The organism is Sphingobacterium sp. UBA1897 (assembly GCF_002337775.1).
Lineage (GTDB): Bacteria > Bacteroidota > Bacteroidia > Sphingobacteriales > Sphingobacteriaceae > Sphingobacterium > Sphingobacterium siyangense.
In genome coordinates, this window is sequence record NZ_DDGR01000023.1 from 246960 (window position 1) to 257678 (window position 10719).

Here is a 10719-nt window from a genome sequence, read left to right on the forward strand (position 1 = left end):
AATGCTGCTTTTTTAATTACTCTGCATATAAATCTAAGTTTGACATGACTTTCTCCGGAGTCTGATATTTGGATTCAATAGTCTGGTTTTCCTGTACCATGCGAAGTCCATTCAGCAGAATTTTTTCGTCCTTGCCCAATCCGGAGGAAACAACATAGATATGCGGCAGTTCTGCAGCAACTTTTATTTCTCTTGCTTTTACTTTATTATCTTTTGTAATAACGTAAACATATTTTTTTTCAAGCTCCTCGAATGTAGCTTTCTGAGGTATCATAAGCGCGTTATTATAGGGCGATGTAATGACGATATTGCCTGTCTCGCCATAACGCAATAATCCCTTTGGATTTGGAAAAGTCGCTCTGTAGGCAATATTTCCAGTTTCATTATTGAAGTCTGATTCAATTGTTTCAACAATACCCTCATGACCGAATTCTTTTCCATTGGCCATGTTTAACCGTACATGCAGCGGGTTATTGTCTTGTTTTGCGTCCATTTGATTGAGGTATTCGACTTCGGGTACATTGAAGTAAACCCACATTTTACTGTTATCGGACAGCTCTGTGATCAACTCGCCTTCATCGACAAGACTTCCTTTACGGACATGAAGCTTACCAACGATTCCGGAAAACGGTGCTACGATATCAGTAAATTTGAGATGGGTATTCATAGCGGCTAACTCAGCTTTGGCTTTTTCATATTTTGCTTTTGCCATTTCAGTTTCCTGCGGAGCGACAATATCTTTTTCGGACAGATTTTTGGTGTTCTGATATTCGATTTCAGCATATTTTACCTCTGCTTTAGCACGATTAACATCGGACTCATAGAGGTTGGGCATGATTTTAAAGAGGGGTTGTCCTTTTTGTACAAATTGACCTTCATCGACAAATATCGATTGAATGTAGCCTTTTTCCTGTGCGCGCAATTCAATATGGTTGATCGAACGGATTTGGGCTACATAATCTTTATTGACAATTGTATCTTTGACCAAAGGAGTAGTGACATTGAAAACTGCAGCTTCTTTTTTGTCTTTTTTTTCTGACTGACAGCTTGTCGATAGAATAATAAGGCACAGGCTTATATACATAAAGCTTCTCATGACCATGATAATAGTTTTTTAATTATTTTCGAAAAATTGAACAATAGTGTGACCTGCTTCCAAATGGTTTTGAAAGCTATTTTGATGTTTTTTTAAGAAATTATTAAAAAATCACAGCCTGAATACACTGTAATGGATATATAGGGCGTTTTTTCGTGAAGTAAGCTGGTTGGAATTTGCAAGCGAAACTGCTGTGCGTGTATTGTGAAATTCGGGATGGATATAAGAGACTAGATTTCCAAAACCATCTCCTTTAAGTGCGAATAAGTTAGGGCTATTGGAATCGCTTCCCGTGTCGTCGTTTTCATTATCATTTTCTGAAAAATAAGCCCTTAATTTTTCATGTCGAGGACGTTTAGTTTTGCGAATAACTTTGGTGTCATAATCTTCGCTTTTTACTTGCTTGTTGAAGTGATTGACAGCGTGAAGATTGCAGGAGGGAATATTATTTGGTGTTGGCACATGATACCAGCCAAAACTGATAAGTATTGCGCAAACTACGCCGAACAGATATTGATGGAATTTTCCTTGCATCCTTGAAAGCAAATGTAATTAAACTTTAAAAATGATACAAGTGATTTAGGTATGGAAATTTTAAAGTTTATGTAATATTGTTACAAAGTGTTTAAACTGACGGTGTTTTAGTGGTTAATTGTGTAAAAATTACTTAAATTCCGTTTTTGAAATTGCGTTTAGGAGATATTTTTAAAAAATATGGCCTAAATAGCTTTAGTTTTCTTTAATTGGTTGTGTTTTCAGGTGTTTTTCGGGTTGATTTTCGTTGTTTTTTTAGTTTGGCTTAATCTATTCTTTCAATTGAGTAAGAATGGCTTGCAGTATTTTTTGATAAGTAACCACCTTAATATCCAATTGGGCTATTCTAAACGGTTTTTAACGTTTTCTGATTATTTCGTAGCATTTGTATTGCTTTTTCAGCTCTTGTTTTTCGGGTTTGTTCCTGTTTTGCTGATCCAACCCAATCACAATAGCCTTGTTTGTATGATTTGGAAAGTGTTTCAAAAAAAGCATTGGCTTTTTCGTCCGTATCCAACAATTGTTGGAGTTCCATAGGAACGCCTTCAATATGTTCACCTTTTTTTAGCATGTATTTTTATCCTTTGATTCCCGATGAAAATACATAAATATCTTCGAGTTGCCGGCCTTTATTGCATGAATACTTTTGACTTGCCCGTTAGGTAATACGATCAGGGGATTGCAATACTTTTTCTTGGAATAAGACTTACATGTTGCCGCTGTCTTCATATGCGTTGAAACATATATCGTTCTTATTTGTAGTTCTATTAGTCAACAAAAAATTTTCAATATGAAAGCAGTACGTTTTTTTGGGCATAAAGATGTCCGCGTTGTGAATGATCTTGTGAAGCCCGTTCCTAAGGGCGATGAAGTATTACTAAAAATTGGTGGTGCAGGTGTTTGTCATTCTGATCTCCACATTATAGATGAGGGGACCGTTGTAGGTACGGTATTTACCTTGGGACACGAAAATGCGGGCTGGATTGAAGAAGTTGGATCGGATGTAAAAGACTATAAAAAAGGAGACGCGGTACTGGTCTATGGCCCTTGGGGCTGTGGGCACTGTAAACCCTGTCAGCAATCAAAGGAAAATTATTGTGATCACCAGTCTGAAATGGCTTATGGTGGTGGGCTAGGCCTAGATGGTGGGATGGCGGAATATATGCTTGTCCCTTCTTCGCGTTTACTGGTCCCAATTTATGACTTAGATCCAGTCATTGCTGCGCCATTAACGGATGCGGCACTTACTCCTTATTCGGCGATAAAACGTTCGATAGGCAAATTGACAGCAGATGAGTATGTGGTTGTGATCGGAGTTGGAGGTTTGGGCCATGTTGCCTTACAAATACTAAATGAAGTAAGCGCGAGTTCAATTATCGCCTGTGATGTCACCGAAGAAAAACTAGCCTTTGCTAAAGAACTCGGCGCAGCCTATGTGGTTAATTCGAAAGATGCAAATGCAGCCGAACAAATAAATAAGATTACTGGCATTAAAAAAGCTAAAGTAGTGATTGATTTTGTTGGCGCAACATCGACTATAGATCTAGGAACAAAGGTTGTTGGTTTGGATGGTGACCTGACAATTGTTGGATTAGGCGGGGGACACTACCAGTACAATATGTCGGGGCTTCCTTTTGGTGTGAGTATGACAAACCCATATTGGGGCTCTCGGGTTGAGCTTATGGAAGTTGTAGGTTTGGCTAGGCAAAGGAAGATTCATATTGAAATTGAGCAGTTTAAGCTTGATCAGGCTAACGAAGTTTATGATCGAATGCGCAGCGGTAAGATCAAAGGAAGGGCTGTACTGATTCCTTAGTAAAAAAAAAGTCTATCTTTTTGGTAGTTTATTTTGGATTTTATTTTTTTGATGCTTATCTTTGTTGTATCATAATTTAGGTTTATAATTGGTTATTTAAGGTTTTCATTCTCCCCGTTTGAAAACCTTTTTTTTAAGTTTCTCTTTTGATTGATTATTAAAAACCTTCTGTCTTCTTTACTGTTGTAATACTAATAATCCGCGCTGATTTATCTGCAAAATATTTATGGACAAAACAATTCTCGTACTCACCGATTTTTCTGAAAACTCATGGACTGCTGTTCAATATGCGGCGAATCTGGCTAAAAAATTTAATTGGACAGTAGAACTTCTGCATACTTATACCATCCCAATAAAAGACAGTGTCCATGCGAAAATGGAGAATATGTTTTTGAAGCCTCAGAAGGAAGAGGCTGAAAGCATGCTCAAGGACTGGCAGATACGTATCGACGATGAATTTTCTGATCTCCGCTGTAAAACCGTAAGTTTGGCCGGCGACTTGGAAAAAACGGTACTAAACTTACTACAAGAAAAGGAATACCATTTTATCGTCATGGGAGCTAAAGGTAAAGGTATGATACAAAAAGCTGTCTTGGGAAGCAATACCTTCGCCTTGATAAAAAAGAGTCCAGTCGGTGTCTTGGCAGTACCCATCACTTTCCAAAAATTTAGGTTACAAAATATCGGATTACTGAGCAATTTTAAAGCGTCCGAATATGATCTACTCGACAGTTTCATCTTACGTGTACCGGAGAAATTTAATCTCAGCCTGTTGCACGTAACACAAAAGTATATCTCTCCAAAACAAGAAGATATTGAAAACTGGAAACAAAAGCTATCCGCCCAATTTTCGTTTAATAAAATTGATTATGTGGAAAAAAATGCGGTCAATCGTTTAGATTACAATATGCCTATACCACGTTGTATCGACTACATGGTGGAAATCGAAGCTATTGATCTTTTACTTGTGTCGTACAGTCCTAAAAGTTTTTTCAAAAGTATATTTTCCCGAAATCTTACGAAAGCAATTTATCGCAACCTGACGGTACCTACTTTTTTTAAGCGTAATTTATATTAATTGCGGGTAATCTCCTCCTGTTTATCACTTTCCATTGGTTGATCGTACACGGTTTAGTAAAGGGAAATTGATTAAACTAAAGTTAGTAGCCGCGATTTTATGATTACTAGCTGAGCTTTAAATTGCGTCTCCGATGTGAGGTAATCTATTCATATTTTTCATTAGCTTTATCAATAATTGTATAAAATATAAACATAATGAGCCTTTGGATACTTCCTTTGATCGCAATACTTTCTGCAAGTCCCGATAGTACACATGTAGGAGAATATAAGTTTGCTGAAATGCCCAGTTGGAGTGATGAGTTTGATTACAATGGTCTTCCGGACGCAAAAAAATGGGGATATGATGTAGGCTCCTTGCATAATGGTTGGGGAAATCATGAACTTCAATACTATACAGATGCAAACAGGAAAAATGCAAGTGTGGCAAATGGTGTTTTACGTATTACTGCAATAAAAGAACAATATGAGGGGTTGAACTATACTTCTGCCAGGCTGGTCAGTAAGAACAAGGGCGATTTTCTATATGGTCGATTTGTAGTCCGAGCCAAGGTGCCGAAAGGGAAAGGTACGTGGGCAGCTGCTTGGATGTTGCCGACAGATTGGGTTTATGGAGGATGGCCACATTCGGGAGAAATAGATATCATGGAGCATGTCGGTTATGACGAGAATGCAATACATATTACCGTTCATACAAAGGACTATAATCATTCCATTGGAACTCAAAAAGGAGTGATGAAACGAATTGATCAGGCAACATCGGAGTTTCATAATTATCGGATAGACTGGACCCCTGAGTATATTCGTGGTTTCGTGGATGATGTACAGATCTACAGTTTTCCAAATGAAGGAAAAGGCAATGGCGTGTGGCCATTTGATAAAAGATTTCATTTACTATTGAATCTGGCCGTTGGTGGAGATTGGGGCGGTATGCAAGGCGTCGATAGTAGCACATTTCCTGCAGAGATGGAGGTGGATTATGTCAGGGTATATGATTTACTGAAACCTTAAATGAATCTTGTTTTCATCTATTTTCTCTAATTTATAAAGATTAATTCAAATGTTTAGGCATCAAGGGAGAGGAAGGAATTATATTCATAATTTAAAGTTAGTCTCTATTTTGTCTTGTGTTGCAGGCCTGGTTAATATTACAGGTGTTCTTGCCGTTGGCACTTTAACAACAAATGTCACAGGTCACTTCGCATTTTTTTCAGAACAGTTGATTTTAATGAATTACAAGATGGCTTTGATTTATTTGTTATACATTGCTTTCTTTTTAATGGGAGCGTCTGTTTCAGGTTTTATCGTAGAATTAGCCTCAAAAAAGAAATCACATAACGCCTATATTATTCCAATTTGTATCGAGTCTATTATCTTAATTAACGTTGGATTGTTTCCAGCTTTCGTTAATGCAGAACCAATGTTTCCAGCAATAATTTCATTTGCCCTTCTTTTTGCTATGGGACTTCAGAATGCCCTGGTAACGAAGGTGTCACAATCAGTTGTCAGAACGACGCATTTGACCGGATTGTTTACTGATCTTGGTATTGAAATTTCACAGTTGCTTTTTTATAGAGAAATTGCTGAGAAAGTGAAATTACACAAAAGTATTTTTCTTAAGTTGATGATTATTGGAGACTTTTTTATTGGGGGAGTTATAGGCGGTTTTATGTTTCAATATTTTAAACTGAAAACATTATTGTTACCGGCTAGTATGCTTTTATTTGCCTTATGGTATGACCATATTCTACTTAAGTTTTATCATTTGAAGCGAAGCTTAAGACCGGATGAATAGGTTCGATTAAATTCATATTTTAGCTTAATAACATGAACTATTCCCATATCCTGTTTGAAAAATTAGTATTATCTGCCGGTAGATTCAACATTAGTGAACCATTGTACTGCATTCTTTTATTTGAGAAAGCGACGAGTTTTTCGGTTGATTTGGTGACATACCATGCGGATCCTAAAAGTGTTTTGTTTTTGTCTCCCTATCAGTTGTTTACGATGGATGTGGTGCTGAAAAGTACTTTTAGTGTGCTAAAATTTCACGGCGATTTTTATTGTATAGAATATCATAAAGATGAAGTTGCCTGTAATGGAATTCTATTCAACAACATCTACCAGCAACCTCATGTGTTGCTCTCAGCAGCTATTTATCATGAGATATCAACGATCATGGGAAAAATAGATCAGCTCAAAATGTCGTCGGAATCCTATGATCAGTCATTGAGCAGAACCTATTTACAGCTGATTTTAGCGCTAGCGAGTAGACAAAAGCTACTTTTTAACGACGTACAAAAACCGTCTTGGGCTCATAGAGATATTATTGATGACTTTGAGCAGTTTTTGGAAAAGAATTATAAAGCGCATAAAGAAGTTACCTTTTATGCAGCGAACTACGGTTTAAGTCCAGCCGTTTTTACGAAAAAAATAAAATTGAAATGGGGAAAATCCCCATCAAAGTTGATCCAGGAACGCCTCGTATTGGAAAGTAAAAGACAGCTCCATTTGACGGCCAAAAGTATTAAAGAAATAGCAGCCAATTTGCAGTACAAAGATGAGTTTTATTTCAGTAGATTTTTTAAGAAGATGGTAGGCGTATCTCCTAAGGTATTTCGGAAGCGGGTGGGTTTATCAATTGTTGCCGAAAAGTCTATGTTATAGATCTATTTGTCCATGTTGTGGATTTAAGCCATTGTTTAGTTTTGCATGGTATTAAACAAACTACGTTATGGAGAAAATAATAAAGCTATTGGCAAAGTCACAATATATCTTTACAAACTTTGCTAGAATTTCAATTTTTATTGTGATGGCATGGATTGGAGGATTAAAAGCATTTCAATATGAAGCTGATGGTATAGTTCCTTTTGTTATTAATAGTCCGGCAATGTGTTTTTTTTATCATAATACGGAAAAACGGGTGTTGGATAAAAACGGAGAGCTAATACCGGAATACCAGTTGTTTAAAAACCCGGAGGGTCGTGTCGTAAAGAAAAATATTGCATGGCACCAAGAAAATGGAACCTATATTTTCTCTTATATACTTGGCTTTGTAATTGTTTCAATTGGTCTGATGATATTTTTAGGTATCTGGTATCCTAAAATCGGAGTTTTTGGAGCATTGTTTACAGTGCTTATGTCATTGGTTACGCTTTCTTTCTTGATAACAACACCAGAAGTGTTTGTGCCGAAGCTAGATGGGGATTTCCCGTCACCTAATTATGGTTTTCCTTATTTATCTGCGGCCGGTAGATTAGTACTGAAAGATGTAATTATGCTTGCAGCAGCATTGATCATTGCATCAGAAAGTGCCAGCCGTCTGATAAAAAAAACGAATATAAAATAGAGACAGGTAGTTTTTGTATGTGAATTAGCAGAAGGTTGTTTGCTGGAGGCGATAACTACTCAGGGTAAATCCACCAACTTTTGGAAGGTATCTTTGATGCCAGCTGTATTTTGGCAGCATCTTTGTGTCTCGTCGTTAAACTATATTGAGTTATACCACGAACGATATGAAAATAATACGAACGACCCTTCCATTTCTTCTGTTTAGTTTCATCCTTTTAGTTGGATGCAACAATAATCAACAGATCAGGATGATTGATAAAGATGGAAACACACATTTGTTGACAAGAGAAGGTGATCGAAAAGGAGAATTGGGACTGCAGCGTATCATCGCTCGTGGCAATGATACAGTAATAACGATTGATGGTGCAGGTCATAAAATGATATGGACAGCTTCAGATGTGACCAATATTGATACAACAAAGATTCAATATTATCTCAAAAAAAGAAATGGAAGCAGTGTTCATATTTATACACCCGTCGATGTAAATCAAAATTTTATAGATGTCGAGGATAGTCAAAATGTTTTGTCAGATCCTTATGATGGTACAGACAAGAAAAAATCTCTACTGTAGATTGCCGCATGAAAAAGCATAATTTGGGCTAAAGAGAAAATCCTAGCAAGTTTACTTGCTAGGATTTTTTTTGGGTACTTTGGCACCTTCCTTTTTGGCTTCGGAGAGGCCGATGGCAATCGCCTGTTTTCGTGATGTTACCTTTTTTCCGCTACCAGATTTTAATTTTCCCGCTTTCATTTCGTGCATCGTCTTTTCAACTTTCTCAGATGCTTTTTCTGAATATTTTGCCATAATAGTGTTACACCTTGATCTGTTATTAAACACTTCTGCAAAAAGAACAGCTGTTTCAGTTGAATCGTTTGAAAATTCTTTGAGAGCGAAATAGCGAACATCTGTATTCGCTAATTCAATTCATTTCCAGCTTTAATCACGGCTTGGTTGACGGCTTTTATTCTTTCAAGAACCATTTTTTGTATTTTACGGTCGTAAGTCAATAGACCATTGACTTCATGTTCCACATCGGTAGTTTGCGTATAAATAGCAACACTCAGTCCTTTGTATCGGAGCAATTGTTCGACATTATCCATTAGGAATATATAACGGTCTGTGAGTGCCTCTATAGTGGGTTCGTAGGCATAGGCATTGTTTTCGACAGGCCACATGTGACCGCGGACAAATAAGCCTACGCCACCAAACTCTCCAAGGGAAGCTGCCCGTTTCGAATCAGGTTCTGAGGCACCCTTGGGGCCAACATAGATATGGGTGTCAACAAAATCTCCATTTCCGGGATCACCATAAGCTTTTTGGTAAGATGGATTGTTGTTAAATCCCGAATTACCGTTCACTAAACGTGAAGGGTCATATTGTTTGGTCCAGTCGGTAATATTGCGTACATCGAAAGCGCCCCAGTTTTCGTTAAAAGGAACCCAGGCGATAATGGATGGGGAGTTGTAGTGGTCGTCAATGATGGCCTTGTATTCATCACGAAATGCTTTTCGATAAATCGTAGTGTCTTCATCGGGATACCAAAGGCAGGGCATATCTTGCCACACGAGCAGTCCCATTTTATCTGCCCAATAATAGAACCGTTGGGGTTCGGTTTTCATATGCTTACGAATAAGGTTATAGCCAGCTTTTTTGGTAAACTCGATGTCATATTTGAGAGCTTCTTCCGTAGGTGCTGTTAGAATACCATCGGGCCAGTACCCCTGATCCAGAAGACCGAGCTGCATCACAAATTTATCATTCAATAGCGGCCTTACAATTCCGTTTACCTTACCAAGTTTAATATCACGCATACCAAAATAACTCTTAACCTCGTCGATGATTTCTCCATTCTTCCCATGTATACTTAATTTTAAATCGTATAAAAAGGGGGAGTCAGGAGACCAAAGTTTTGGATTTTCTACCGGGATATTAAATTCCATGCCCGACTGAATTACCGTTTTTGAAATTTCTTTTCCTTCTGAAGAAACGATGGCCGTAACTTTTGCCTTCGCTGTGCTAGTGACCTGTATTTTTAGTTGTTTTTCTGCTACTTGAGGTAACAATTTGATGCCCTGTATATGGTTTTTGCTTACTGGTTCCATCCACACAGTTTGCCATATGCCAGAAGAAAATGTATAGTCGCCTCGAGGTCCATTTTTACCCGAAGGATACTTACCTTCGTTCTTGTCATGCGCTGCAACGACAATGTTATTTGGACCGGCCTTTAAAAACTCAGTGATGTTGATCCAGAAGGAGTCGTAGCCACCTGAATGAGTACCAGCTTTTTTCCCATTTACAAATATGGTCGCGTCGTGATCCACTGCACCAAAATGGAGTATAATATCTTTCCCTTTCCAATGATTAGGTAGCTCGAAATTTTTACGATACCACAGATTAATTTCTTGTTTGCGTTGTATTCCGGATAAATAGGACTCTGGACAATAGGGGACAAGAATGCTTTCTCGGTTGTGGTCAAAGGAAATGGGGACAGCAGGATTTAGTGCATTCGGAGCATCCTTTCCACCTATATAATCCCATTTACCGTTGAGACATAGCCATTCATTCCTTTCCATTTGGGGACGTGGATATTCGGAAAGTGGGATTTCTGTTTGCTTGGCTATTGCTGTCCATGGGGTTGAAAGCTGTGGCTGTTGTGCCAAAGCATTAAGCCAACCGAAGAGCGATAGTGCCAGCACAAAAATTGAGGTTTTGGTTTTTATCATGGTATACTTCTTGGTTTTTCAGAATATGAATATAAGTATACTAAAAAGATTTAGTGAATTATAAACGAAATGTTACTACTGGGGCTTTCGATATTGGGCTTGGTTGGTTGGTTGGTTGGT

At 37.8% G+C, this 10719-nt stretch carries 12 protein-coding genes; 7 read left to right on the forward strand and 5 right to left on the reverse strand.

What is annotated here, in order from left to right; all coding sequences use genetic code 11:
- Positions 1–16: 16 nt before the first annotated feature.
- The 3 genes from B4N43_RS14380 to B4N43_RS14390 all read right to left on the reverse strand — a co-directional run bounded on the left by B4N43_RS14380 (position 17) and on the right by B4N43_RS14390 (position 2201).
- Positions 17–1102, reverse strand: coding sequence for an efflux RND transporter periplasmic adaptor subunit (locus tag B4N43_RS14380; RefSeq protein ID WP_145330755.1), 1086 nt, complete (start codon positions 1100–1102; stop codon positions 17–19).
- A 105-nt stretch (positions 1103–1207) separates the two neighbouring features.
- Positions 1208–1630 (reverse strand): hypothetical protein, encoded by a 423-nt coding sequence (locus B4N43_RS14385; RefSeq protein WP_070566908.1) that lies wholly within the window; start codon positions 1628–1630, stop codon positions 1208–1210.
- Between the two features lie 346 nt (positions 1631–1976).
- Positions 1977–2201, reverse strand: a complete 225-nt coding sequence (locus B4N43_RS14390; RefSeq protein ID WP_286735402.1) for a YdeI/OmpD-associated family protein — start codon at positions 2199–2201, stop codon at positions 1977–1979.
- A gap of 219 nt (positions 2202–2420) precedes the next feature.
- Between B4N43_RS14390 and B4N43_RS14395 the strand changes: the two genes are divergently transcribed.
- The 7 genes from B4N43_RS14395 to B4N43_RS14425 all read left to right on the forward strand — a co-directional run bounded on the left by B4N43_RS14395 (position 2421) and on the right by B4N43_RS14425 (position 8446).
- A complete protein-coding gene (locus B4N43_RS14395) occupies positions 2421–3446 on the forward strand; it encodes an NAD(P)-dependent alcohol dehydrogenase (RefSeq protein ID WP_286735403.1) in 1026 nt (341 codons plus the stop codon).
- Positions 3447–3672: 226 nt separating this feature from the next.
- The gene (locus B4N43_RS14400; protein ID WP_286735404.1) at positions 3673–4524 is read left to right on the forward strand and encodes a universal stress protein; all 852 of its coding nucleotides are present in this window, start codon (positions 3673–3675) and stop codon (positions 4522–4524) included.
- 197 nt (positions 4525–4721) lie between these two features.
- On the forward strand, positions 4722–5534 hold the full coding sequence (locus tag B4N43_RS14405; RefSeq protein WP_286735405.1) for a glycoside hydrolase family 16 protein: 813 nt from the start codon (positions 4722–4724) through the stop codon (positions 5532–5534).
- Between the two features lie 49 nt (positions 5535–5583).
- Positions 5584–6318: a YoaK family protein gene (locus B4N43_RS14410; RefSeq protein ID WP_286735406.1), complete on the forward strand. Its 735-nt coding sequence runs from the start codon at positions 5584–5586 to the stop codon at positions 6316–6318.
- A gap of 32 nt (positions 6319–6350) precedes the next feature.
- The gene (locus B4N43_RS14415; protein WP_145330745.1) at positions 6351–7190 is read left to right on the forward strand and encodes a helix-turn-helix domain-containing protein; all 840 of its coding nucleotides are present in this window, start codon (positions 6351–6353) and stop codon (positions 7188–7190) included.
- 67 nt (positions 7191–7257) lie between these two features.
- Positions 7258–7872 carry a DUF417 family protein gene (locus B4N43_RS14420; RefSeq protein ID WP_286735407.1) on the forward strand — a complete coding sequence of 205 codons (615 nt, stop codon included), beginning with the start codon at positions 7258–7260 and terminating at the stop codon, positions 7870–7872.
- Positions 7873–8038: 166 nt separating this feature from the next.
- On the forward strand, positions 8039–8446 hold the full coding sequence (locus B4N43_RS14425; protein ID WP_139145018.1) for a hypothetical protein: 408 nt from the start codon (positions 8039–8041) through the stop codon (positions 8444–8446).
- A 51-nt stretch (positions 8447–8497) separates the two neighbouring features.
- Here B4N43_RS14425 and B4N43_RS14430 read toward each other — a convergent pair whose 3' ends face one another.
- Entirely contained in the window at positions 8498–8680 is a 183-nt protein-coding gene (locus tag B4N43_RS14430) for a DUF6496 domain-containing protein (RefSeq protein WP_145330741.1), read from the reverse strand.
- Positions 8681–8790: 110 nt separating this feature from the next.
- Positions 8791–10599: a glycoside hydrolase family 2 protein gene (locus tag B4N43_RS14435; RefSeq protein WP_286735408.1), complete on the reverse strand. Its 1809-nt coding sequence runs from the start codon at positions 10597–10599 to the stop codon at positions 8791–8793.
- Positions 10600–10719 lie beyond the last annotated feature (120 nt).